Origin of the sequence: Acinetobacter sp. ACIN00229, from assembly GCF_016106645.1 — a bacterium.
GTDB classification, from domain to species: Bacteria; Pseudomonadota; Gammaproteobacteria; order Pseudomonadales; family Moraxellaceae; genus Acinetobacter; species Acinetobacter oleivorans.
In genome coordinates this window covers 106,732-132,132 of the sequence record NZ_JADWOM010000004.1, presented here as the reverse complement: position 1 = coordinate 132,132, position 25,401 = coordinate 106,732, and the positions used below count along the sequence as shown (strand labels likewise).

The 25,401-nt window shown below is 39.0% G+C and carries 26 protein-coding genes and 1 tRNA gene; 11 read left to right on the top strand and 16 right to left on the bottom strand.

The features are described 5' to 3' along the window. The first annotated feature begins 215 nt into the window (after positions 1-215). The 5 genes from mutS (at position 216) to I7H67_RS04950 (ending at position 5,777) form a co-directional block, all read left to right on the top strand. Positions 216-2,855, top strand: a complete 2,640-nt coding sequence (gene mutS / locus I7H67_RS04970) for a DNA mismatch repair protein MutS (protein ID WP_198307244.1) — start codon at positions 216-218, stop codon at positions 2,853-2,855. 61 nt (positions 2,856-2,916) lie between these two features. Beyond that, positions 2,917-3,447, top strand: a complete 531-nt coding sequence (locus I7H67_RS04965) for a GNAT family N-acetyltransferase (protein WP_198307243.1) — start codon at positions 2,917-2,919, stop codon at positions 3,445-3,447. A gap of 344 nt (positions 3,448-3,791) precedes the next feature. Further along, positions 3,792-4,115 carry a ferredoxin FdxA gene (fdxA, locus tag I7H67_RS04960; protein ID WP_003650851.1) on the top strand — a complete coding sequence of 108 codons (324 nt, stop codon included), beginning with the start codon at positions 3,792-3,794 and terminating at the stop codon, positions 4,113-4,115. A 130-nt stretch (positions 4,116-4,245) separates the two neighbouring features. Beyond that, entirely contained in the window at positions 4,246-4,968 is a 723-nt protein-coding gene (locus I7H67_RS04955) for a D-Ala-D-Ala carboxypeptidase family metallohydrolase (RefSeq protein WP_174746768.1), read from the top strand. Positions 4,969-5,108: 140 nt separating this feature from the next. Then, a complete protein-coding gene (locus I7H67_RS04950) occupies positions 5,109-5,777 on the top strand; it encodes an O-methyltransferase (RefSeq protein WP_198307242.1) in 669 nt (222 codons plus the stop codon). A 116-nt stretch (positions 5,778-5,893) separates the two neighbouring features. On the opposite strand, the gene I7H67_RS04945 is transcribed toward I7H67_RS04950, so the two are convergent. From I7H67_RS04945 to I7H67_RS04895, 11 genes are all read right to left on the bottom strand, one after another. Then, the gene (locus tag I7H67_RS04945) at positions 5,894-6,736 is read right to left on the bottom strand and encodes a universal stress protein (RefSeq protein WP_005303762.1); all 843 of its coding nucleotides are present in this window, start codon (positions 6,734-6,736) and stop codon (positions 5,894-5,896) included. 155 nt (positions 6,737-6,891) lie between these two features. Then, entirely contained in the window at positions 6,892-7,503 is a 612-nt protein-coding gene (locus tag I7H67_RS04940; protein WP_005303760.1) for a chloramphenicol acetyltransferase CAT, read from the bottom strand. After that, the gene (locus tag I7H67_RS04935; protein ID WP_151822477.1) at positions 7,496-8,095 is read right to left on the bottom strand and encodes an IMPACT family protein; all 600 of its coding nucleotides are present in this window, start codon (positions 8,093-8,095) and stop codon (positions 7,496-7,498) included. The genes I7H67_RS04940 and I7H67_RS04935 overlap by 8 nt, the downstream gene beginning before the upstream one ends. A 92-nt stretch (positions 8,096-8,187) precedes the next feature. After that, positions 8,188-9,384: an HlyD family efflux transporter periplasmic adaptor subunit gene (locus I7H67_RS04930; protein ID WP_013198415.1), complete on the bottom strand. Its 1,197-nt coding sequence runs from the start codon at positions 9,382-9,384 to the stop codon at positions 8,188-8,190. Beyond that, entirely contained in the window at positions 9,381-11,519 is a 2,139-nt protein-coding gene (locus I7H67_RS04925) for a type I secretion system permease/ATPase (protein WP_005303757.1), read from the bottom strand. Before I7H67_RS04925 ends, I7H67_RS04930 begins: the two co-directional genes overlap by 4 nt. Beyond that, positions 11,516-12,982, bottom strand: coding sequence for a TolC family outer membrane protein (locus I7H67_RS04920; protein WP_192833678.1), 1,467 nt, complete (start codon positions 12,980-12,982; stop codon positions 11,516-11,518). Before I7H67_RS04920 ends, I7H67_RS04925 begins: the two co-directional genes overlap by 4 nt. A 273-nt stretch (positions 12,983-13,255) precedes the next feature. Continuing rightward, on the bottom strand, positions 13,256-14,002 hold the full coding sequence (gene lptB / locus I7H67_RS04915) for an LPS export ABC transporter ATP-binding protein (protein ID WP_107881577.1): 747 nt from the start codon (positions 14,000-14,002) through the stop codon (positions 13,256-13,258). Further along, positions 14,002-14,550, bottom strand: a complete 549-nt coding sequence (gene lptA, locus I7H67_RS04910) for a lipopolysaccharide transport periplasmic protein LptA (RefSeq protein WP_013198418.1) — start codon at positions 14,548-14,550, stop codon at positions 14,002-14,004. Before lptA ends, lptB begins: the two co-directional genes overlap by 1 nt. Beyond that, complete coding sequence (gene lptC, locus I7H67_RS04905; protein WP_013198419.1) at positions 14,534-15,082, bottom strand: LPS export ABC transporter periplasmic protein LptC; 549 nt, start codon at positions 15,080-15,082, stop codon at positions 14,534-14,536. The genes lptA and lptC overlap by 17 nt, the downstream gene beginning before the upstream one ends. Before the next feature lie 37 nt (positions 15,083-15,119). Then, positions 15,120-15,659 carry a KdsC family phosphatase gene (locus tag I7H67_RS04900; protein ID WP_004793423.1) on the bottom strand — a complete coding sequence of 180 codons (540 nt, stop codon included), beginning with the start codon at positions 15,657-15,659 and terminating at the stop codon, positions 15,120-15,122. 3 nt (positions 15,660-15,662) lie between these two features. Further along, complete coding sequence (locus I7H67_RS04895; RefSeq protein WP_151768336.1) at positions 15,663-16,640, bottom strand: KpsF/GutQ family sugar-phosphate isomerase; 978 nt, start codon at positions 16,638-16,640, stop codon at positions 15,663-15,665. 213 nt (positions 16,641-16,853) lie between these two features. Here I7H67_RS04895 and cysS point away from each other — a divergent pair, with 213 nt between their 5' ends. From cysS to I7H67_RS04880, 3 genes are all read left to right on the top strand, one after another. Further along, positions 16,854-18,275, top strand: coding sequence for a cysteine--tRNA ligase (gene cysS, locus I7H67_RS04890; RefSeq protein ID WP_111854818.1), 1,422 nt, complete (start codon positions 16,854-16,856; stop codon positions 18,273-18,275). 63 nt (positions 18,276-18,338) lie between these two features. After that, positions 18,339-18,414, top strand: a tRNA-Gly gene (locus I7H67_RS04885). A gap of 215 nt (positions 18,415-18,629) precedes the next feature. Next, positions 18,630-19,643 carry a tyrosine-type recombinase/integrase gene (locus tag I7H67_RS04880; RefSeq protein WP_198307241.1) on the top strand — a complete coding sequence of 338 codons (1,014 nt, stop codon included), beginning with the start codon at positions 18,630-18,632 and terminating at the stop codon, positions 19,641-19,643. Between the two features lie 70 nt (positions 19,644-19,713). On the opposite strand, the gene I7H67_RS04875 is transcribed toward I7H67_RS04880, so the two are convergent. Together I7H67_RS04875 and I7H67_RS04870 are read right to left on the bottom strand one after the other, a co-directional pair. After that, entirely contained in the window at positions 19,714-20,520 is an 807-nt protein-coding gene (locus I7H67_RS04875) for a Bro-N domain-containing protein (RefSeq protein WP_198307240.1), read from the bottom strand. A 65-nt stretch (positions 20,521-20,585) separates the two neighbouring features. Then, positions 20,586-20,744, bottom strand: a complete 159-nt coding sequence (locus I7H67_RS04870) for a toxin-antitoxin system HicB family antitoxin (RefSeq protein ID WP_198307239.1) — start codon at positions 20,742-20,744, stop codon at positions 20,586-20,588. A 155-nt stretch (positions 20,745-20,899) separates the two neighbouring features. On the opposite strand from I7H67_RS04870, the gene I7H67_RS04865 reads away from it, so the two are divergent. From I7H67_RS04865 to I7H67_RS04855, 3 genes are all read left to right on the top strand, one after another. Next, positions 20,900-21,184 carry an Arc family DNA-binding protein gene (locus I7H67_RS04865; protein WP_071226421.1) on the top strand — a complete coding sequence of 95 codons (285 nt, stop codon included), beginning with the start codon at positions 20,900-20,902 and terminating at the stop codon, positions 21,182-21,184. 69 nt (positions 21,185-21,253) lie between these two features. Next, complete coding sequence (locus tag I7H67_RS04860; RefSeq protein WP_198307238.1) at positions 21,254-21,805, top strand: hypothetical protein; 552 nt, start codon at positions 21,254-21,256, stop codon at positions 21,803-21,805. A 215-nt stretch (positions 21,806-22,020) separates the two neighbouring features. After that, a complete protein-coding gene (locus I7H67_RS04855; protein ID WP_198307237.1) occupies positions 22,021-22,407 on the top strand; it encodes a hypothetical protein in 387 nt (128 codons plus the stop codon). A gap of 147 nt (positions 22,408-22,554) precedes the next feature. Here the strand turns inward: I7H67_RS04855 and I7H67_RS04850 are convergent, their stop codons facing one another. The 3 genes from I7H67_RS04850 to I7H67_RS04840 all read right to left on the bottom strand — a co-directional run bounded on the left by I7H67_RS04850 (position 22,555) and on the right by I7H67_RS04840 (position 25,222). Continuing rightward, on the bottom strand, positions 22,555-23,097 hold the full coding sequence (locus I7H67_RS04850) for a glycoside hydrolase family 108 protein (protein ID WP_198307236.1): 543 nt from the start codon (positions 23,095-23,097) through the stop codon (positions 22,555-22,557). 42 nt (positions 23,098-23,139) lie between these two features. Continuing rightward, on the bottom strand, positions 23,140-23,529 hold the full coding sequence (locus I7H67_RS04845) for a hypothetical protein (protein ID WP_198307235.1): 390 nt from the start codon (positions 23,527-23,529) through the stop codon (positions 23,140-23,142). Positions 23,530-23,626: 97 nt separating this feature from the next. Further along, complete coding sequence (locus I7H67_RS04840; protein ID WP_198307234.1) at positions 23,627-25,222, bottom strand: hypothetical protein; 1,596 nt, start codon at positions 25,220-25,222, stop codon at positions 23,627-23,629. Between the last annotated feature and the right edge of the window lie 179 nt (positions 25,223-25,401).

Here is a 25,401-nt window from a genome sequence, read left to right as displayed (position 1 = left end):
GAATCCTTTTTGCCAATCAGTCTCAATTTGTTAAGATGGCAACCGTGAGAAATTAAGTTAAGCTCTCACGGACTGTTGACTCAATTTTGACATAAAAAAGGTACACTAAAAGGTATACTTTTTTCTTAGATTAAGTCCAATTCACACAGAAGTTGTTAGAATTGGCTAAATGACCAAACGTAAAATATTATTGATTTTTTAAGGGTTTATTACGCATGAATAGCGCTGAAATCATGGCTGATCTCTCCACCCACACTCCAATGATGCAGCAATATCTCAAGGTTAAAAAAGACTATCAACATGCGTTGCTGTTTTATCGTATGGGCGACTTTTATGAACTATTCTTTGAAGATGCCCATTTAGCAGCTAAACTTTTAGGTATTACCTTAACCCATCGTGGTAAAGCAAACGGCAACCCGATTCCAATGGCAGGCGTTCCCTACCATTCAGCCGAAGGTTATCTTGCTCGTCTTGTCAAAGCTGGGCGAACTGTAGCCATTTGCGAGCAAGTGGGAGAAGTAACAGGTAAAGGTCCGGTTGATCGTAAAGTTGTTCGTATTCTGACCCCTGGTACTTTAACTGATGATGCATTACTCAGCAGTTATCAATCGTCTAATCTCGTTTCATTATGCATTCATCAAAACCAGATTGGTTTCGCGTTACTCGACTTAAGTGCAGGCATTTTTAAAGTTCAACAACAAGATTACAAGCCAGAACAATTGCCTATTGAACTTGCGCGTTTAATGCCAAGTGAAATTTTGATTGATGAAGACTTGGTCGACACAAATATTATTGAGCAAATTAAAAAACACTTAGAATGCCCTGTTACTAAGCGCCCAAATGTAGACTTCAATCTAAATAACGCACAAAAAACTTTATGTGACCAGTTCACGGTATCAACGCTTTCAGGTTTTGGTTTAGACCCATTACCTTTAGCTAAAGCTGCTGCCGCTGCACTCATTCACTATGCAAAAGAAACCCAAAAAACTGCATTACCACATATTCGTTCAATTCAGCTTGAGCAAAGTACAGACTTTATCGCGCTCGACCCAATCACGCGCCGTAACCTAGAAATTATCGAACCGCTATTTGAACATGGAACATCATTATTCCAACTGGTAAATGACTGCCAAACTGCAATGGGTGGTCGTTTATTAAGCCGCACACTCATGCAACCTGTTCGGGATACGGCCTTACTCGATGCTCGTTTAGATGCTATTGAGCAACTCATTCAAGGCTACCATGAAAGTCCTGTTCGTTTAGTGCTTAAAGAAATTGGCGATATTGAACGTGTGCTTAGCCGTGTAGCATTGGGCAGTGCACGACCACGCGATTTAGTTCAGCTTCGTCATGCATGTGCACAAATTCCAGCTTTAAGAACGGCGTTAACTCCAGTCATTCAAGCGAAAAAATCTAAGTTATTAGTTCAACTTGATCAAGAACTTGGAGATTTTAAAGCGCTTCATCAACATTTGATGGCAGCTATTGTTGAAAATCCGCCAGTATTACTTCGTGATGGCAATGTAATTGCAGAAGGATATGATGCTGATCTCGATGAATTACGCCAAATTCGCGATCATGCAGGTCAATTCCTGATTGATTTAGAAATCAAAGAACGCGAGCGCACAGGTATTAACACCCTTAAAATCGGCTATAACCGTGTAAGCGGTTACTACATCGAATTGACTCGTGCTCAAGCAGAACAAGCCCCTACTGACTATATTCGTCGTCAGACTTTAAAAAATGCTGAGCGCTACATTACGCCAGAGCTAAAAAGTTTCGAAGATAAAGTCCTGTCGAGCGAATCGCGTGCATTAGCACGGGAAAAAGCATTATTCGAAGCTTTGCTTGAAAATCTTCGCGAAAATATTGCTCACTTACAAATGATGAGTTCAGCAATTGCTCAAATTGATGTGGTTGCAAACTTTGCTCATCAAGCACGTTTAAACAATTGGGCGCGTCCTGAATTTACCCCAGAAACGGGCATTAAAATTCAGGCGGGTCGTCACCCTGTGGTTGAGGCATTAAATAAAGCACCATTTACCCCAAATGATACTTTCCTTGATGCTCAGCACCGTATGGCAATTATTACCGGTCCAAACATGGGCGGTAAATCAACCTTTATGCGTCAAACCGCATTAATTAGTTTACTTGCTTATTGCGGTAGCTATGTTCCTGCTAAAGCAGTCAAGCTTGGTCCAATTGACCGAATTTTCACTCGTATTGGTTCAGCCGATGATTTATCTACAGGCAAATCTACCTTTATGGTTGAGATGACAGAAACTTCGCAAATTCTGCACCATGCCACCAATCAATCGCTGGTTTTAATGGATGAAGTTGGCCGCGGAACGAGTACCTATGACGGCTTATCATTAGCATGGGCATGCGTGGTTGATTTAACAAAACGCGTAAAATGTTTATGTTTATTTGCCACACATTATTTCGAGTTAACTGAACTTGGTAGTGAAGCAGGAATTGATAACTATCATGTTACGGCGCAAGAGCTTAACGGCAATCTGATTTTATTGCATAAGGTTCAGCAAGGCCCTGCAAGTCAAAGCCATGGTTTACAAGTCGCAAAATTAGCGGGCATTCCTGCCAATGTTATTAAAGAAGCACAAAAGCGTTTACGTATTTTGGAAAAACAGCAGCAACAACATCTACAAACCAGTTTTCAAAATGATTTGTTTGCTCCACCAGATGCAAACTCTGGTTCACAAATCATAGAAAAAGTTGTCGAGATTGAAGTTTCATCCCCTGCTCTAGATTTACTTAAGCAAATTGAAGTCGATAACTTATCGCCTCGTCAGGCACTTGAACAACTCTATGAGCTGAAAGCTGCACTCAAATCTTAATAAATCACCTCTGAATAAGCAGGCTTAGGTCTGCTTATTCATCTCGGAGAATAATATTTATATGATCTTAAGATCTTTGCAATATTCAGAAATCGATCTTATTTGGCAGCAAATTAGCCGCCGTGAATTAATTACTCAAAACTACATACAAAAACAGCAGCATCTAGACCTAGTTGATTGTTTTTTTGATGTACAACATTGGGACTCATATCATCTAGAAAATGACCCACCTAAACTGAAACAGCTCTATAAACAAGGTTCAATATTTATCGGCGCATTTGATGCTTCTGAAAAACTGGTTGGTGTGAGCGTAGTCTCAAATCAACTTATAGCGGATTACCCTCACGCGAAATTACTCCACTATTTCTATGTCGATGCAGACCAACAAGGTCAAGGCATTGGTGCTAAGCTTATGCAAGCCGCAAAAGAGTCCGCCAAGCAACTCGGTGCAAAACAACTGTATATTTCAGCAACCCCGAGTCGGCGCACTGTAGACTTCTATATGAAGCATGGTGCTGAACCGCTGAAGGCTCCAGATCAACGACTTTGGCAGCTCGAACCTGAAGATATTCATTTGCTGTGTAACGTTTAGCTCTAAATATTTGAAGATTTTCAGCCCCAAAAGCTGAAAATCAAAATTTGTAAAAGAAAAAATGAAAAGTTAAGGTATTTATTAAAATAGATGCCTTGACTTAAATGACATCTAAATAATTAAATAAAATAATTTTTAAGTTATTGTTTTATAAAATATATTATTATTTTAATTTTATAGACAAGCAGTTCATAAGACTGAAAGATTTGTTTGATTATCAACGTATTAACTTATCTTCATATGCATGAATAAAGAATATCAATAAAAGCAATTGTTTGTTTACCCCTTTTTTGCCTAAAATAAGCTATTCGAAATGAAACCATATTTTTTAGGTAGCTGTCGCCATGACCTTTGTTGTCACTGAAAATTGTATTAAATGTAAATACCAAGATTGCGTAGAAGTTTGTCCTGTTGACTGTTTCTACGAAGGTCCGAATTTCCTAGTGATTAATCCGGATGAATGTATTGACTGTGCATTATGTGAACCAGAGTGCCCGGCAAATGCAATTTTCTCTGAAGATGAGTTACCAGAAGGTCAGGAAGTGTTTATTGAATTAAATGCTGATCTTTCTCAAAAATGGCCTAACATTACTCAAATTGGTGATCAACCAGCTGACCGTGAAGAATGGAACGGCAAACCTGATAAATTACAATATCTTGAAAAGTAATTTCAAAAAAGATCAGCAACCGCTGATCTTTTTTATACCCTATTCAAACATTTCATTGCAAATTCCTCGTAATTTGTGCACTGTTTTGCATTAAAATAGCGGCAATATTTATAAGTGCTTAATTTTTCTTATGCGGAAGTTTTTGCAGAGTCTGGTGCCCTTATGCATAATCCCAGCGGTTATGGTAGGTTGTGTCAGCTCTCCCCAACACACAACAACAGGCAAAACCTCTCCAAGTGGTAAACGAATCTTTATTCCACAAGAGCGCGTTATTATCGAGCGCCCGATCCCCCCTAAAGTTGAGCCTGCGTCTTATCGAGGCTGGTTAAGTTCTGGTGAAAATTACCAACGTGTTCGTGAATACGAAAACTTCTTAACCCGAAACAACGTCGCAGGCATTGTGCCAAGTTTTGAGTTATTACGCTCAGCACGTGATTGGCAAAAATGTGGCCGCTCAGAATATGCGGTGCCTAATCGCGAACTTTGGGGTAACTCTTTATCAACCCTACGCGTATTTAAATATTTAGTTGCAGCAAAAGTTTTAACTGACTTTGAAGTAACCTCGGTTTACCGTGACTTACCTTTAAATGAATGTGCAGGTGGCGCAAGCTCATCTAAACATTTATTTAACTCGGCAATCGATTTCCGTATTGGCCCTGAGTTCCCACAAGCTCAAGATTATGCATTTATTGAGAATACTAAGTTTAAACTTTGTCAGTTCTGGGCTCAGCATGGTCAAAGCTTAAATATGGGTATTGGATTGTATAGCTCCGGGCAAATTCATATTGATACTCAAGGCTATCGTACTTGGGGTCCAGACCTCACCCGAAATAGTTCGATGTGTAATTTCTAATTCAAAAAACTCCTTTCAACTGAAAGGAGTTTTTTTTATTGTTCATTTCTCAATCAACCAAAATTTCTTGAAACGAAGATTTTTGCACTCTATGCATAAACGTTTAAAATAGCCCGATCAACATATAGGTAAATTTGATTATGCAGCAGATGTGGACAGACATTGACGAATATATCGATTCACATTTAATTCCTGAAGACCCGCGACTCGAATATGCATTAAAGAATACCGATGAACACGGCTTTTCAAATCATCTTGCAGTGGCACCTAACCAAGGTATGTTCTTGCAGATGCTTATTCAAATGAATAAATGCAAACGAGTCTTAGAAATTGGTACCTTTGCTGCATACAGTACTATCTGGTTAGGTCGTGCTTTACCTGAAGATGGTTATTTACTCACAATTGAAGGCCGTGATACTCATGCAGAAATGGCTCAAAAAAATATTGACCATGCTAACCTTCCGGTAAAAGTCGATCTTAAAGCTGGCCGCGCCGCTGATATTCTGTCTGCAATTGATCCTCAATCTATCGAGCCTTTTGATTTTATTTTCATTGATGCAGATAAACAGGGTTATCCTGAATATTTAGAATTGAGCCTAAAATTCTCTAGATCAGGTACGATTATTGTGCTGGATAATGTAATTCGCGCAGGTGATATTTTAAATCCAGACAATAAAAAACCGAGTATTGAAGGCATCCGTGAAATGTTTAAAGCTCTCGAAAATCATCCACAAATATTGTCTTGTACAGCCTTACAAACAGTCGGCTCAAAGGGCCATGATGGCTTCGCAATTGCAATTGTGAAATAATGGTTAAAAAATCATCTTTTTTATTTTATTATTTATAATCAATAAATTACTTTTATTACTGTTGCTTTTCCATATAGTTATCCACAAGATTTGCGGATAACTATATGGAAATCTCATCATTTAGCCACAAGTAACGGTACAGTCGCGTTTCTGAATATGGTTGTCGCAATACTTCCTAAGAAGAATTGATGAATCTTGCTATGACTAAATGCCCCTAGCACAATAATTTGAATACCGTGTTCTTGTTGGTACTCTAAAATATTTTGTGCAACATCACCATAGCGATATACGGTCACAACATCTATGCCCGCTTGTTTCAGGTAATGCTCAGGTTCATTTAATATTTCTGGATGATCACCTACATATACCAAATGACATTGCAGTGTTCGCAATAAATCACTTTGGGCAATACGGCGCATCATTTTTTGACAAGTTGGTGAATATTCATAGGCAAAGATAAAACGGGTTGGCACTTTAAAGTTTTCACCAATAGTCAAAACTGTACAGTTGGCCCCACGGATAAAGTTCTCAACATTACTACCGATTGGTTTCTGTTTCTCGGCAGCCCGCTCCCCGACTCGACCTAAAATGACGATGTCATTTTCATGCAAAAGATTAAAACTTTGCTCTAAAAAATCGCCTTTTTCTTGAATTTTTGAACTCGTAATTCCATGTTTTTCTTGAATAAGATCAGAAATATGACGGAGTAAATTATTGCTATAGTCTAAAGCGAGTTCACTTTGTTTTTGTTCCAGCTCAGCTAACTCTTTTAGCAGCATTGCATTGCTTTCAAAGCCAATTACCCCACTAATTTCACCAAGATGATAACTGGCTGGGTAATAATCTAGAATTTGTAATAATACAAGTTCCCGTCCGGTTGCTTTAGCAACCCATGCTGCTGCATCGGCAATAGCATTAATACACGGTGATGAGTCAATACACGCAATAACACGGTTCATGTTAGCCTCTCTTCTTCAGGTCTATTGCCTTGGAGATTATTCTTAAAACTTAGCTTTAACTTAACATAGATAAAAATTGGTATGTTAAGGTTTATGTATAAAAATCAACTTTTTTGTTTAAAGATCAAACATTTTATTACATTCTTAAGACTGCATTATTCTCTTAAACGAATAAATTTTGCAGGATTTCCACCAACAATATGGTAAGGCTCAACATCTTTGGTCACCATACTATTCATCCCGACTACGGCATGTTTTCCTATTTTAATACCGTCTTTAATACCCACATGTGCACCCAACCAAACGTCCTGCTCAACTTCAATTCCTTTAGAAGTGACAGGCTGTTGGTAAAGTGGACGGTCTAACTGCATCCCATGATCAAATGCATATAAATGACAATATGCTGCAATACGAACTTGGTCATGCAATTTTATACCGGCTCGCCCACCATCTAAAATACAATGATGATTTATCGCGACCTCATTACCAATTTCAAGTGGTCCATGCAAACTACAATCTGCTGCGATAAAGCAATTATCACCAATAATAATTTTGCGTCCCGGCTCAGCAAAAATATGTGCTAGCGGTGAAATAAAACAGTTTTCACCAATCTCAACGGTTTCCATGTCCATCAAGTATGCTTGATATTCTTTTTGCCACTCTTCGGCCCAAGCACGATGTTTAGGTTTTAAAGTCCAATATAACCATGGCATATAGTTTAAGCGGTGCTTATGTTGCTCACGATATTTCAATAAGGAATCAGTCATCAGTTAATTCCTCTTCAATCTTTAATTCTTCACGACCACGCGTTACGTCTCGCAGTTTCAAGGCAAGCGGTTCAATTTGATGTATTTGTAGCCTTGCTTCGATATCTACACCCGTTGCAGTATAAGTTTCCTGATATTCAATTTGTTGTTGAGTAAGCTCATATTGAAATATTGCCCATTCATTAAAGTGACAAGAAAAGTAAATCGTTTTCTTTGCAATCAGTTCAATACGCTCAGCCAAAAGCAAACATTGCCCAGCACAGCCCCCATATGCTCTAACAAGGCCACCTGTTCCAAGTTTTATTCCACCGTACCAACGGTTAACCATCACAATAACATTCGTCAGGTCATTCCCTTCAATGGTCGCCAAGATTGGACGGCCTGCTGTTCCTGACGGTTCGCCGTCATCATTAAAGCGTACGTTATGGCCAATTTTCCATGCCCAACATTGGTGAGTTGTAGAGATATCTTTATTGAGTTCTAAAAATTCTTTAACTTGCTGTTCATTTTCTACTGGCGCAGCGATAGCCTGAAATCTGCTTTTTTTAATTTCTTCTTCAAATGTAATCTGTGATGCAATCGTAAAAGCCATAAATTAAATAAAGCATAATAAAAATCAAATTATAACGTGAATTTAATAGAATCAAACCCATAAAAAAGCCCCGAGATTCGGGGCTTTTTTTATTATCTTTCTCGTAACGCTTCTTTCGCTTTATTAAATGGTTTAAGTAAGTAATCGAGTACTGTTTTTTCACCCGTACGAATATCTACTGTTGCCACCATACCCGGCGTAATTCCAAAAGCCTTACCTTCTTTATTATAAAGCTTGTCGGAATCAGTGCGGATATAAACACGATAATAGAATTGGTCTTGTTTCACTTCATCACGAATTGTGTCTGGTGAAATAACCGTAACCTTTCCTTTTAAACCACCATAAATTGAGTAGTCATAGGCAGTAATCTTAACCAGTGCTTCTTGTCCCGGACGAATAAACGCAATGTCACGCGGCAAAATACGCGCTTCAATAAGCAACTGCTCATCAATCGGTACAATGGTCATCAATTTACCGTTCTGTGGAATAACACCACCATGGGTTGTGACTGCAATTTCTTTTACAACACCACGTACCGGTGCTTTGAACACTGCACGATCTAAGCTGTCACTACGACCCAGCACAATTTGTTGTTGCGTTTCACTATCCGTATTTGCTTTCGATAACTCTTCACGAGCCTTAACATAATACTGATTCTGCGCATCATTCATTTTGTTTCTAAGGTCATTTGCTTCACGACGTAAACGTAAAACTTCAACCTCACTTGCCGCACCTTTAGCAACCAAAGGCTCCGTCATTGCCAGTTCTTGTTGCACCAGTTGCAAAGCCTGTTTTAAACCTGAAAGTGTTTGCTCAAGATCAGCACGACGTGAGCGATAGAGCGCTGTTTCTTCTAGTACAAGTTTTGGTTCTTTCATCACAATTTCAGGAAAAACCAATGGCGTACCGTTTACTTCCGCACGCAAACGCGCTGCTGTCGCCTGAGCTGAAATGAGTAAAGATCTTGATTCACCCACATTAGATGCAAAACGGGTTGGATCTAGTTGCGCAAGAATTTCGCCTTTTTGAACAATGTCGCCTTCTTGTACATTGAGCTTGGTTAAAATACCGCCCTCTAAAGACTGAATCACCTGCTCTTTAGATGATGGAATCACTTTACCCGTACCGGTAGAAACTTCTTCAAGTTTAAATACCCATGCCCAGATAAAGAAAATAACCAAACCAATCCCCACGATCCAGATCACTAAGCTGGCACGTGGTAAAGGTGGCTCACTATAAGAGACATTCATTGAACGGGTGAGTTGTTGTTCTTGTTGTGGTTCGCTCATGAATTACCCCCTTGCACTTGTTTTTGTTGGGCTGTTGATTGATTAAGGACCTGATCTCTTGGACCATCCATCACGATTTTGCCATCGTTAACGACAATAATACGGTCCACCAGTTCTAAAACAGCTCGGCGGTGAGTCGCAACGACCAAGGTCCGATGCGCCAGCCATCCTTTTAAATGATCAATCAGTTGTTTCTCTGCCACATCATCAATGGCTGCTGTTGGTTCGTCTAACAATAAAATGTTAGGTTGACGAATCAATAAACGAGCCAATAACAACGCTTGTTTCTGACCACCCGAGAAACCAACGCCACCCTCTAAAATCAGGTGATCTAATCCTTCTTTTTTCTCTTGAACAAAAGGTAAAGCACCCGTCACCACTAAAGCCCGAAGAATTTCTTCATCAGTTGCAAGCGGAGCACCCAAAGTCAGGTTTTCACGAATCGTACCGTAGAAAAGATAAGCATTCTGGTTGAGTAACCCCATATCACGACGTACATCAGATGGGTCAATTAAAGACAGATCCAAACCATCTAAATGCACTGAACCTTGTGTTGGGACTTGCATGCCAGATAGAAGTTGAAGCAGTGTCGATTTACCCGCCCCATTACGCCCCAGAATTGCAATTTTTTCACCAGCGCGAATTTTCAAATGACGGATTGCCAAACTTGGTCTTGGGTCTTCTTCTCCATATTGGAACAAAGCATTTTTTAGTTCGTAATCGCCATTTAAAGCAGCTTTATGCACCAGATGTGAACGGTCAGCCTGATCGATTGGACGTTGCATAAGCTCATCTAGGCTTTGTTTTGCAACTTTCGCCTGCTGTAAACGTCCTAGAACGCCTGTAATCTGTGCAATCGGACCTAACATACGTGAAGATAAAATTGAACAGGCCACTAACGCACCTGTAGTCATTTCACCATCCATTACCGCAAAACATCCCACTAAAACCACAATCGCATAGGTCAAACCCTGAAGCATTTGAGTCCATGCCATTAAGGTACCAACGATTTTACGTTGTCTCATACCAATGTCGGCTGAAACTTCGTTCATGTGGTTCCACTGGTTCTGGAAGCGTGATTCAGCACGTAAAAGCTTGATGTCTTCAATACCTTGCACCGCTTCAACAAGAATGGCGTTACGAATTGAAGATTCTCTCATACCCTCTTGTGCGAGTTGAGCTAGCTTCTTCTGTGCCAGAATACCCGGCAATAGCATAAGCGGTACAACCAGCAACATCACCCAAAACAATTTCCCGCCAATAATCGCAAAGATGGTCAGGAACAGGAAAAAGAACGGGAAATCGGCAATTGCACTAATGGTGGTAGAAGTCACCAGCTCACGCACACCTTCAAGCTCACGAATCTGGGAAATAAAACTACCTGTAGACTTCGAACGGTCTTTATTTTTGATGCGTAAGGCATGACCAAATACACGGTCAGATACCCGTAAGTCAGCACGTTTACCAATAATATCGGATAAGTACACGCGTGATATGCGTAAGGTAAATTCGAAGAGCGCTGCAATGAGTACACCACCTGCCAGCACCCATAAGGTTGGAACAGACTGTGATGGAACAACGCGGTCATAGACTTGCATTGAGAAAATAATGGTTGCCAGTGCCAAAATATTGGCAATCAGTGAGGCAAACATAATATCAACGTAGCGCTTCCAGTCTCTGAGTACAATTGACCAGAACCAGCTTGCTTCATACGGTTTGATATATTCGTCAATACGCGCATCGGGAATCGAAGTTTCAGGACGCAGAATATAGACATTTTTAATTGTCGTTTTTAAGACGTCCAAGCTTAAATTTTGGGAAAGGCCGTGATCTCCACTCAACTGGATACTGACATTTCCTTGAGTATCAGCTTTATCAACAACACCAACCTGTCCGTCGTTAAACTCGACCATAACAGGCAGGCGCCACGGATTCAGTACCTCTAATGAAAAAGGTACTTTACGTAAATTTAGTCCAACCTGACGTGTAATGAGCTGTAAAACATCATCAAGGTTTTGATTCTGGTTCCAATCAAGTTGTAAACGGATTCTTTCTTCTGAAGGCTCAATTCGGTAATGTTTAGCAATCGTTAAGACCGCCTGTAACCAGGGCTGGTAATTTATTTTTGTCATCATGGTTGTACTTCGAACCCCTGAATTGAAATATTATTTAAGTCATAAGCTTGGCGGGAACGTCCTGTTGCCGAAATGTACTGAACAATACTGTTATAGATATCGTAACGTGCCGTCTCGAGTTCTGAGTTAGCACTATGAATGGCTTGTTCTGCGTTCAGTAAGTCAACCAATGAACGTGTACCAAGCTTGTACTGCTCTTGATAAAGTTCACGTGTACGAACTGTAGTGGCTTGGCGATTTGCTAAAACCAACATTTGACGTTGTTTATTTTCAATTTGTTCACGGCTGGTTCTAATTTGGTCGAGAACGTCCAGATAAACTGAATTGACTTTAGACTTTGCTGCTTCTTCGGCATAACTTGCCATCTTCACCTGAGAAGAAACTGCCCCACCTTGATAAAACTGACTGCTTGCTTCAAGCATGACTGAACTATATAGACCGTCGTCTTTATCATTGTTTGGGTTTCTGCCATTGATGGCTTGACTCAAAGAACCTTTAACCGACAAAGTTGGATAACGTGTTAAACGAGTCTGTTCCTTTTGTGCTTTAGCGACTTCAACACTGGCTTGAGCCGCGATCATTTTTGGAATGGTATTAAACTCAGGTTCGCCATATAAATCAGATTGTTTCACCAAATCATCTGAAATAATCCAACCCGTGCGCGAGACATCTGCACCCAATAATGTTCTTAAATGTTGTTGGTACTGACGCAATAATGATTGCTGTGCAATCAAACCAGACTGGGCAGCTTGTAAATAAGACTGAGCTTGAATCGGGTCAGCCTGACTACTAATACCCGCATTTGCACGTAAATTAGCGATTTCCTGAATTCGCTGAATACCCGCAATTTGCTGCTCGGCAATTTTATTTAATTGAAGATAGCGCTGAATATTGATGATCGACTGCGCAACGTCAAGTGCAATATCATCAATGCTGACCAGCACATTGGCCTGTTCAACCTGAACCTTGGCTTGCTCAACATCTACACCTGATTTAACTTTACCAAAATCATAGAGCATTTGAGTCGCATTTAAGGTCAATAACTGCCTACCACGCTCACCACTAGTCAAGTCACCTGTAGTGATACCACCTGAAAGCTGTGGATAATAACCAGCCTTAGCGTAATCAATACCTGCGTTTTGGCCAGCTAAAGTAGAAATGGCTTGAGAAATATCAGGGTTACGCTGGATTGCGATTTTCACCGCTTCCTGCAAAGTCATTTTGCTTGATGGCAAACTTGAATAAGATCCAGCCGATCGATCATTGAGTTGAACAGTCGGAAACTCCTGAACTCTAGAACGATCTAACTTAAAATTACTCAGCTCTTGCATCTTGGCAACTTTAAATTCATCACTACTTTTTGGGGCAAAAAGCTGTGATAAGTTGTCTTTTAAGGTGTGATATTGCTCACTTGGTTTAGCAGCATATATCACCATAGGTACATGCAATGAAGTTAAAAGCATCAACCCTTTCAGGAAAGCTGGCTTTTTACATGTCCTTGTTACTCTTCTCTGGTTATATCCAATCATGCTTGTCTTGTTGATCTTGTTTGTTATCGTTTAAAAGCTTTTACATTCTACATATTTTTTTGCATAAAGAAGCATAATTGCAGGAATAATTCACACATTATAGTTCTATTAATTAAACTAGTTAAATCATTGTTTTTAAAAACTAAATATAAAAAAACTAAAAAGAGGCATTGACCTCTTTTTAGACAAATAGATTAACTTTGTTATTTAAACTGTGAAATCGTCACCTAAGTAGACTTTACGAACTTGCTCGTTATCCAGAATTTCTTGTGGTGTACCTTCTGCAATTACAGCCCCTTCACTCACAATATATGCACGTTCACAAATTGCTAAAGTTTCACGTACGTTATGGTCAGTAATGAGCACACCAATACCACGATCCTTCAAATTCTGGATAATATCTTTAATATCTCCAACCGAGATTGGGTCAACACCGGCAAATGGTTCATCAAGCAACATAAATTTAGGATCAGCAGCTAATGCACGTGCAATTTCAGCACGGCGGCGTTCACCACCAGACACGCTCATTCCTAATGAATCTTTAATATGACTAATTTTAAAGTCATTTAATAATTCAGTAAGACGTTGCTGGCGTTGTTGCTTATTTAAGTCCTTACGTGTTTCTAAAATGGACATAATATTTTCAGCAATGGTCAGCTTTCTAAAAATAGAAGCCTCTTGCGGAAGATATCCAATGCCCTTACGTGCCCGTTCATGCATTGCCAAATCGGACATATCAAGATCATCAAGGTGAATTTCACCTTTGTCCATACGCACTAGCCCTACAACCATATAGAAGCTTGTTGTTTTTCCTGCACCGTTAGGGCCAAGCAAACCAACAATCTGTCCACTTTGCATACTAAAAGATACGTCTTTGACGACCCAACGCTTACTATAGTTTTTTCCTAAGTGCTTAATACACAAAGTTTGGGGTTGTTGAAGAGCTTGTTGCATTAGTCACGCGCTCCTGGAAAGCTTTTTGAACTTGATGGTGGAATAATAATCTGCACACGATTTGATGATGAACCTTGAGCTTCAACATCACCTTTGTTCATACTATATTTCAATGAGTTACCACGAATACTAGAACCATCTTGATATAAATATGCACCACCATTCAATGTAATAATGCCCGTATCTGCATTATAAACAATGGTTTGTCCTTCACCGCGTGCCACGCCCTTATCAGCACTTATTTGTTGCTGAAACTTAGATGGACGGCCTTTAGCAGTAATGGTTTGGATTTCACGCTTAGAGTTTAACGTAGCAACAATCGAATCGGCTTGAAGCTTCATCGTACCTTGCTCAATCACGACATTACCTGTGTAAGTCGTCAAACCAGTTTTTTCGTTATAAGTTGCACGGTCTGCCACGAGTGAAATTTGTTGATTACGGTCAGACGGCAACGCAAAAGTCGAAGCTGATGATAAAGCAACGAATGTAATAACCGCAGCTTGTTTTAGGAAAGCTGAAGAACGTTTTAAATTAAGACTTTGGTGCATACTTTCCTCGAATATTAAAAAATTCGTACTGACCGTTGTTCAAATTGGCTTTTAATCCTTTGCTGACAAAGTCGGCTTGTGGAGACTGTACAATCACTTGATGATCCGTTTCAATCTCTCTGGTCTTTGGATAACCAGTTAACTCATCGGTTTTGAATTCAATTTTCCCTTGTGGAGCAAGTTTAGTTGCGACCACATCACCCGATAATATAACTTTACGATTATCATCATAGCCATTTGCCTGTTTCGCAAAGAATGTCGCATCAACCTTGCCATCTTTATACATAGAGGCATTAAGTTGATCCAACTTTGATGTTTTTTGTTGCATATCCTGTTCAAGCTGACGAACTTCAGCACGAATATACAAATTGCCTTGATCATCAGTTTGAGTCAAATGGACGCCCTGCGCCGAATATGTCATATTCTTCGCAGAACCAATGTCTAGTTTTTTTGCTTTGCCACTATAGTAGTAATAACCACCACTTATAGCAGCAATAACTACAGCAACAATAGATAAAACTCTGGTATCCATGAGCAGGAATAGCCTACCTTTTTAAGTAATCTTATTATTAATGCGGTACTGCAAGATATTTTTCAAGAAGTTCTTGGTAAATGCCTTTTGCGATCAGCAACATATCACAGACTTCACGTACAGCACCACGTCCACCCATTGACTGGGTAACCAAATGCGCACGGCGACGCACTTCTTCATGACCATTTGGCACGGTAACACTCATTCCTGCGATTGCAAAAGCAGATAAATCAGGCCAGTCATCACCCATATACAAGCAATCGGAAGGCAAAATATTAAACTGTGCACAAGCTTCACGTAACGCAGAACCTTTGTCTTCACGGCCTTGAAAAACAAGATCTACGCCTAAATCAGACATACGTTTTTCAACAATATTACTTTTTCGGCCTGTAATAATGATGACTTTCATGCCTGCTTGCTGCACAAGTTTCATGCCTAAACCATCACGAATATCGAATGATTTAATCTCATCGCCACTATTGGTTAAAGTTACAAAGCCATCACTTAAAATACCATCGACATCCAGAACCAATGCCTGTAAGTGACGTGCTTGTTCTAACAATGCATAAGATGCCATTGATTAATTTACCCCTGCCTGAATAAGGTCATGCATACTAATTACACCAATCACTTTATTTTGGTCATCAACCACAACAAATTGACTAATTTTTTTCAGGTTAAGCTGTTGTAGAGCTTCTACCGCACGTGCTTCTTGAGAAATAGTTGACGGTTTTTTTGTCATTACTTCAGAAACAGGTAAATTCACATCGAAACCTTGCTGTTTATCAATTAAACGACGCAAGTCACCATCGGTGAAAATACCAAGCAAATGTTCCTCATCATCTACAATCGTGGTCAAGCCTAAACGCTTATTAGAAATTTCGTAAAGCACTTGATTCATTGGCGTATCTGGTGAAACTTTTGGCAATTCATCGCCTGTATGCATGAGGTGTTTTACATGTAAAAGTAAACGCTTACCCAATGCTCCAGCAGGATGTGAGCGAGCAAAATCATCTGCAGTAAAACCACGCGCTTCAAGTAAAGCAACAGCCAATGCATCACCCAATACTAAGGTTGCAGTCGTGCTCGATGTCGGAGCTAATCCTAATGGGCATGCTTCATCAGACTCACCTAAAGTTAAAGCGATGTCGGCATTTTGAGGCATTGGCCCTTTATCAGTACGGCTAATGGTAATAAGAGGTACACCAAGATGTTTGATGAGTGGCATCAACATCATGATTTCATCACTTTTTCCAGAGTTGGAAATCGCAATTAAAACGTCACCACGAACCAGCATCCCCAAATCGCCATGCCCAGCTTCGCCCGGATGCATAAAGAAAGATGGTGTACCAGTTGAAGCAAAAGTCGCAGCCATTTTACGGCCAATATGCCCTGACTTACCCATGCCAGTAATCACAACACGGCCTTTACACTGTAACAATATTTCACAAGCCTGATTAAAACTGTCATTAATTTGTGTTGCTAACACGTCTAGGGCTTGCTGCTCAATACGCAAGGTTGCTAATGCGCTGCTTTGAAAATCTGTAGGATTGGGCATACGAGTTTGACTCAAAATAATTGATCTGATCTCTTATGAAGATCGGTGATTTTAATCAAAAGATTTGGGGGCATTCTAACATAACTCAATCATCTACACGTTTTTAAATGTATAAGATTTCACAAGCTTATAAAATTCTTGCATAAACCTTTGTGAAAAATGATGCATCAGTTATGATGTAACACTGTTTTTGTTGAGTGTTTGAAAACCCTTATGCAACCGTTTGTTTTATATAACTCTGAGCAACGAAAAAAAGTTGAATTTGTACCTCGCAAAGAAGGTCACATCGATATGTACGTCTGCGGTATGACCGTTTACGATTACTGTCATATCGGGCATGCTCGAGTTATGGTTGCATTTGACTACATTATTCGTTTCTTACGTAGCCAAGGCTGGAATGTTCGCTATATTCGCAACATTACCGACATTGACGACAAAATTATTAAACGCGCGAATGAAAATGGTGAAACCATTCAGCAGCTCACTACTCGTTTCATTGATGCAATGAACGAAGATGCAGCTAACTTAGGCTGTGCTGCACCCGATGAAGCACCTAAAGCGACTGAATATATTGATCAGATGCAAAACATGATTGGCAATCTGGTCAATAAAGGCTCGGCTTACCCTGCTGCAAATGGCGATGTTTATTTTGAAGTCACTAAATTTGAGAAATATGGTCGTCTCTCTGGCCGTAAGCTTGATGATATGCAAGCTGGCGCAAGTGAGCGTGTTGACGTAGAAGTTGAAAAGAAACATCCGTTTGACTTTGTACTTTGGAAACATGCCAAAGAAAATGAACCATCTTGGGCATCTCCTTGGGGCAATGGCCGTCCGGGTTGGCACATTGAATGTTCTGCAATGTCGACTTGCTGCTTAGGCAATCACTTTGACATTCATGGTGGTGGTTCAGATTTAATGTTCCCTCATCATGAAAATGAAATTGCGCAAAGTGAAGCGTCAACTGGCGAACAATATGTAAACTACTGGATGCATGTTGGCTTCATTAACGTTGATGGTGAAAAGATGTCTAAGTCTTTAGGCAACTTCTTTACTATTCGTGACGTGATGGAAAAATTCCACCCTGAAGTGATCCGTTACTTTATCGTGTCTTCACATTATCGTAGTCCTGTGAACTTCTCTGATGTAGCACTTAAAGAAGCAAAAACTTCTTTAACTCGCTTCTATCACTCATTTAAAGCTTACCAACAAGTGTACGGTCAAACGACAACTGAAACACTTGATCAAAGCTTTATTGAACGCTTTAACAATGCAATGTGTGATGACTTCAACACTGCCGAAGCAATGGCGGTATTGTTTGAACTGAACAAAGAGCTAAATCGTGCTGTAAAAGAAGAGCAAGCAGACCAAGCGACTGTGCTTTATTCGACATTACGTCACCTCACCAACATTTTAGGTTTGGTACAACACAATGTAGATGATTTCTTAAAATCAGATATTGGACAAGAAGCGCTTACTTTGTCTGATGCTGAAATTGAAGATTTTATTCAACAACGTGTAGATGCGAAAAAAGCAAAAGACTTTGCTAAAGCAGATGGTATTCGTCAGTCTTTGCTCGACCAAGGTGTTGTATTAGAAGATACGCGTCAAGGTACAGTTTGGCGTCGTGCTGATTAAATGTTCAATTAAATCACAAGAGTGTTGACACTTTAGTGAAACACTCTATAATGTGCTCACATTGCGGGAATAGCTCAGTTGGTAGAGCATAACCTTGCCAAGGTTGGGGTCGCGAGTTCGAGTCTCGTTTCCCGCTCCAAGATTTTATGTATTAAAATCAATAGGCTGCATAACTTTAACTAGTTATGTGGCCTGTTTTTTATTGTCGATCGGTCAGCTTTGACTACTCAAAATAGTCAAAATTCGCATTAAAAAACGCTTTATATTTCCGTTGCGACACCAAAAAAGTGGATGTCTTTTAGGCTTTCGCGAATTTTGGTGTCGCGGCGACACCACGAAATTTGGAGTGTTATTATGCAAAAGCCGGTTAAGCGCGGGGACGCGTGGCGCATTACTGTTCGTTATCTAGGCAAACGTTACACAGCTACTCGAGATACTGCGAGTGAATGTGAACAATGGGCCGCAAAAAAATTATTAGAATTACAATCTCAACAGGCTAACCCTGAGCCTGAAAAAATCCATATCTCCTTCTATGCTCTTTTTGAACAGTACTATCAAGAAGAAGGCAGAAAAATGAAGAGTGCCCGCTTAATTGTTCAAATGCTTAAATGCCTTAAGAAAAACTGGGGGAAATTAGCAGATGAATCAATTCACGACCTGACACCAGCATTAGTTAAACAATGGCGTGACAAAAGGTTAAAGCAAGTTAAAGGCGCAACCGTCATTCGCGAAATGGCTATGTATAGCTCTGTTTTTGACTTTGCTCGAAAAGAACTATTTCTAACTAAAGAAAATCCATTCAAAGAAATATCAAAACCTACTGCTCCTCCTCCACGTAATCAACGAATTTACCAGAACTATATAGATAAGGTTTTAGCTGGGCTCGATTATGAATGGGGGAAAGTACCTGTTCAGCCAAGACACCGAGTTGCATGGTCGTTTCTATTTGCACTTGAAACGGCTATGCGTAAAGGTGAAATACTTAGCGTAGAGAAATCATTAATCTTTCCTGATTTCATTCGCCTGTTAGATACTAAGAATGGTACTTCTCGTGATGTGCCTTTAACTGCTAAGACAAAAGAGCTACTTTCTTGGCTACCAGACGATGCTGATGATGATCGTATGGTTCCTCTTACATCAAATGCCTTTCGATTAATATGGCAACGTAACTTACGTAGAGTTGGCTTAGATGGTGTTATTACATTCCATGACACACGACATGAAGCTATTACACGTTTTGTTCATGACTACCGTTTACCAGTAGAGATCCTAGCGAAGATTACTGGCCATAAAACGATTAGTGTTTTAGTAAATACTTATTACAATCCTACAGCATCTGAAATTGCCAAGATGCTGAGTGCTGCATAGTAAAAAGCCCCTTAATCGGGGCTTCTTATTTGCAGACGCGGGTTCAACTCCCGCCATCGCTACTGAACTATTAAATTCTATTTAGCAAATGATAGCGGTCCATTGGTGGTAAATGCCAAGGATGAGTGTCTATGCGTTTGTGGAGTTCAGCTCTCTTTTCCTTTTCAATGAATGACCAAGCAACAAAGCCACCATCATTGAAATAGTCATGGATTGCTGCGGCCATGTGCGGATTGATTCCTCTTACCGCAGGTCCAAATTGTCTCCACCACCCGCTTAGCCAAGCTAGGTATATAGCCATGGCTCTAACATTAGTGTCTAGTCCTGTATTACCGTTTTTATTGCTCATAAGCGCAATGAGATGATGAACGTATTCAACAGCTACAGGAATTTGGTCAAATGGAATCTCATCTATACCTTCTACAGCAAACCGCTGGTGCACCAGTTTGTAGGCATCAGAGAAGTTCAGGTTTTTAGTTTTGGCCACTAGTAAGTGAATGGCATCATTGAGTGATACACGTTCAGATTTATGAGTTTTAGCAACAGGTGCTCCAACTTCTCTATCAAGAATATCTAAAACCCATTTACGAAACTCTTTAGCAATCGCAGTTTTTGCGAACATAGCAATAAGGTGGCAACCACGCAATGAAAATACTCTTACAGATTGCACACCACCCTTTGTTTTGATTTCTACTAAACGAGTCATATTCGCAGAAAACTCTTCAATATTTCGATTAAACAGTTTAATTACTGCCGTTTCAGGATTTGCGTATCTTAAGGCTAACCCAATTTGGGTTGCCCCTACCCATACCTGCCCATCATCTATAGAAATTGGGTGTAAGTTCACTTCATTAAATGTTAATGCTAGACTTGTCATATCTAATTTCCTAACCGAGTTGGATAGAAGCCCCTAGTCCGCCAAGATTCAGGGGCTTCATTATTTTAATTAGTTTGTGTTAATAACTTGCAACGAGTTTCCTCTAAAGTTTTAACAATAAAATTATTTAAAGAGCGCCCTTCTTTTTTCGCTTGCTCAGCTAAAAAAATTTTTAAATCTTGTGATAGGCGCAGGTTATATTGCGGATGTTTATGCTTACTCATGATTACTTCCAAAATAATATCCAGTGGCTACTACTAAAATTTAGTACCCATCGGCTACTATTGTCAATACCCACTAGACACTATTTAATATGTATACATGTCCACATGTGGACAATTAGTTGATTTATTCTTTCTACTTCAAGAGAATACAGAGCATGAGTAGCGGTCATTTAAATGCACAATATAATTTAAGACTTCCTGATGACTTGAAGCAAAAGATTGCTCAATCCGCAAAAGAACTAAATCGATCAATGAATGCTGATATCGTAGCTAGACTTGAAAGTAGTTTTGAACATAAAAGAATCGATAATTTGGAAGATATTCCATTAGAAAAACTTTTATCTGCAGTAATGGAGAAACTAGGGAAAAACTCTTTGAGCCTAACTCGTGAAGAAATTGCACGAGGCAAAGAATTAGCAAAAAAAAGTGAAAGAAACTAACTTTAGTTAGAGTTTAGTACTTAATCTAAGTTAGATTAGACTTATAAGTATTCCTAAAGGCTTGAATCAATGGCTATAGAAACCACTTATTTTGGATTAACAAATATTGATATCTCTTTTTGGTCGATGGTTGGCACTTGGTTAGCCTCTGCTGGAACTTTAGCAGCAGTAATGATCTCACTTTATATTGCTATAAATTCCAATAAATTAAAACTAAAAATTAATAGCAATACATCCCACTTTCCTCAAGCTGATGGAACTATTAACTTTGAAGACATATATTTTAGTATTGAAGCTATAAATATTTGCGATAGAACTATTACTATAGAAAATATATATTTTGAATTACCAGATCAATCTTCTATTGTCTTTCCATATTATAATAATCCTTACTCTACAAAGCTCCCTAAGAAACTTGAACATTCTGAAAAAATATCATTTTTCATATCTTTCTTAAAGAATAAAGATTGGATAGAGGATTACCTAAAAATCTTAAAGGAAAAAAATTTAAATTTTGATAAATGGAAAATTTCTATCCAAATTTCAACTGGTTATAAATTTAGATCAAAAATGCATCCAAATATAATTAAAAAGTTAGAGGAATTAAAAGAGATGCTTTAAGATGATTTAAATTTTAACTGAATTTGACCGAATTAAGAAAAATGATACCGACTCCTAGAATTGTACTTGGCCGAAACTGGTCAATGTCGGGAGATAAACTTAGTAGAAATCCGTTTCGATGGGATGAATTGTTGACTATTATTAATTAGTCGAATTGAATAATTATTTTAAAAACTTATTATCTATCTTCACTTTATAAATAGAAAGGAATACAAATGTACACTAAAAACTTTAAAGCTGGTGTTCAATATGATGATTATACTGGCACATTAGCTGCAGATAACGCAGATTTGATCAATATTAAACAGGAACTCATTAAAGTTGGCTTAATCAACGAAAATGAGTTTGTAATTGGTTTAGATTTTTATCCACTTGGGAAATATTCAGGTCAGGATAAAGAAATAACAGTTGATTACTACATATTAGATGATTTTAATTTTGAAGAATTTAGAGATCAAATTAGAAGTGGTATAAAGCCTACTGTTAGAAAAGTAAATCAAGATCTAACTTTCCGCGAATTTTTTGATTTATTTAAGAGATTTAACGGGACGCTTTCATTGAAAGGATTAATTGATCAAATTGATATTGATGTTACAGAATAAAAGATTAAGGCCCTTTATAGGGCCTTAATACAAATCCCAACATTTACATTATTGTTGATTGTATGGGCTGTGCATCCTGAGAACAAAATACATAGTACTGTTATGAATGAAGCAACCTTAGTTCGCTTACAATGAAAGATTTTCATGCTAGCCGATCCGGTTTGCAATCCAACCATAAAAGAATTGCTCCTGCGTGGAATTGCGTTCACAGATTTCGATGTAACGTTGGCCTTGCATGATATTAAGAACTCGAACCAGAACTTTCTCGCCTTCCTTCCCACGCTTTGTTAAATATGTTTTGAGAGCATTTAATGTTGCTGGCCCATAAATCCCGTCCACTGATAAATCTGGCCACCCTGCTTTACCATTGTTATTTAATAGATTCAAAGCACGCTGTAAAAGTGGTTTTGCAAAGCCAGTACCACAGTTAACACCGGTATCTAACAGCTCTTCGGCCACTGCTGAGCTGACTGTATTCACTTGGTCAAAACTCGGAGCCGTCCAGTACTGTTTTTTATAAATTGCCTTAGCAGTTTCAAGTGGTAAGTCTTTCATACTGCCTTTAAATCCGTTTGCTCGAGCAACTGCTTCAGTAATACCGTACTTTGTTGCGCCTCCTCGATCCGCTGGATTATTTACATACCCACCTTCACGTTTAATGAGTTCTTCAAGATATTGTTCAATATTCATTTCAGTATCCTTTAGATGTAAAAAAACCACCCGAAGGCGGCATTAACTGTTTTCGATGTCTTTTCTGGCTTTTTTAAATTCTTTGATCACTTCAACGATCGTTTTACCTTCCTGTTTATCGATAAAGTTAAAGATCCACCGGACCAAAGCCCAGCCGGGTAATCCACAAACAAAGAAGAATCCACCAAGTGCAATCATCCCCCATACGTCAGCAACCCATTCATGAAGGCCCCACTTCATAATAATGAATGAGCCGCCAGCAAGACTTGATACAACTGTACAGATTAACCCTACGGCCCACTCTTGCGGTGAGCGTGGCATACGTGTCATCAAAACAACTGCTGCAACTAAACCGACAGCTAAAGTCACCATGATTGCAATCCCATATAATTTTAAAAGTGCTGTAAAACCACTAGTGGAAACTGGTTCCATTTATTTCTCCAGAAAATTAAGGTAATAAAAAAGCCCTTTACATGATGCAAAGGGCTTTGATTTTTTAAAAATCCCAACTGATATTCGGTTTTTTAGATCATTTACGGATAATAAATTGATACTCCAAATTATTACCGCCAGTTACATCATTTCTTAGCCAGAGCCAACCATTGGTATCGATATATCCCCATATATTAATTGTATTGAGCATGCCATCCGCATAATAAGCAGTAGACAATTGTGTAGGTGAATTAGCATTAGTTGATACAGATGACTTTTTATAGCCAGCAACAGCTGACTCAAAGTAACGGTCATAAGCTGGGTTTGTGCAAATTGCTTTTTCAATAAAGAATCGGCCACAATCCCCAACATAAGCAGATTTTTTATATGTTGTACCAGTGAAAACAACCTTAGAATAAATTGTACGGTCTACCTCACGATAGCCTGTAGATGTATATTCAGATACTAATCGTGAATCGGATAACTTATATGGAAAGTCCTTGAAGTAATCGTTGAATGTACAATTTTCAAAGCTTACATTTGGTGAGCTTATTCGAGATAAGAACGTATACTTTTCAGCCTCAACTTGTGTTCTATTACTGAATGTTTTTTCCCAATCAAAACCAACGAATTTAATATTTGATTCATAGTCGATTTTGATTTTTGGAACTGTAGTTGAAATATCAGCTGTATTATAACTGCGCCCAGTAATCACAACACCGCGGCTATTTGTAAAATAAAATTCCGTTCCTTTGTGATTCTCAACAGATGCCAATAAGCGCGTTGAATGAGTCAATGAACCCTGAATGGCATTAGCACCATCTGGTGATCCTGTACCACAACCATCAGCATGTACAGATAAATCTGAATAAGTGAGTGCGGAAAGATCAATACCGACACCCTGAGAGTTCGTAACATAAAGATTACGCCCTGTTACTGATGTACCGGATGTAATCCCAATACCAAGTGAAACCGTATTATCCGTCAAGATATTGTTAACTTGGGACATCCAGCAATCAGTTTGAAAATACCCTTTATCACACCCAACTGCCCGCAGGTCATTTCGACTTCCATAAATATTTGCTCGCAAATAAAAGCCATAACCTGTTCCAGCAACTGAACCGTATCGATAAACTGAAATACCTTCGACACGATCATACATACCATATAAATCACCATCTTTAGGGCACACAAAAATAACTGCATCAATATTATCCGTAAGATAACCACTACCCACATGATTAGTCGTAGTTTTGATGAATTCAGTTGCTCCACGACCTGCACCTATCAATTTTGGTACTCGATAGTAGACAGAAGTTCCTTGTGCAGTATGGATTTTAGAAATGATAATAGGATTAGTTGTTCTAAAAGTGCCTGTCCCAATTTTAACAGTACGAGGTAAATTGAATGATGCTGCATAATACAGCGCCTGATTCACTGCAGCACAAGACCATACAAATGTTGAATCTTGGCTTAGCCCATAATTCTCAGCATCAATTTCAGAACTACCATCAATACGAACCCAACAACCATTTCCTGTATTGGCAGGGCTATAATAAGTATTAAAGTTAGTAAAAGTCGGTAAATTTATTAATGGATCAATAGTATATCCACCATCATGCTTACTTTTACTTTCTGTTCCGCTCCATACGAATAAACCGCCACCAGTCCTAGGATTTTTTAATCCAGACATTGGGGTATGATAGGATAAAACTCTAACTATCTGTCCCTCTTCTCTTGGGACCACACTAATAAGATCATTAAGTGTTTTAACCACCTGAATAGTTTTATCATTAATCTGCTTCTGATTCTCTGAACCATCAATTACATCTGTTGCGTTTACTGTTGCCATTCTTAGTTACCTTTATTAAT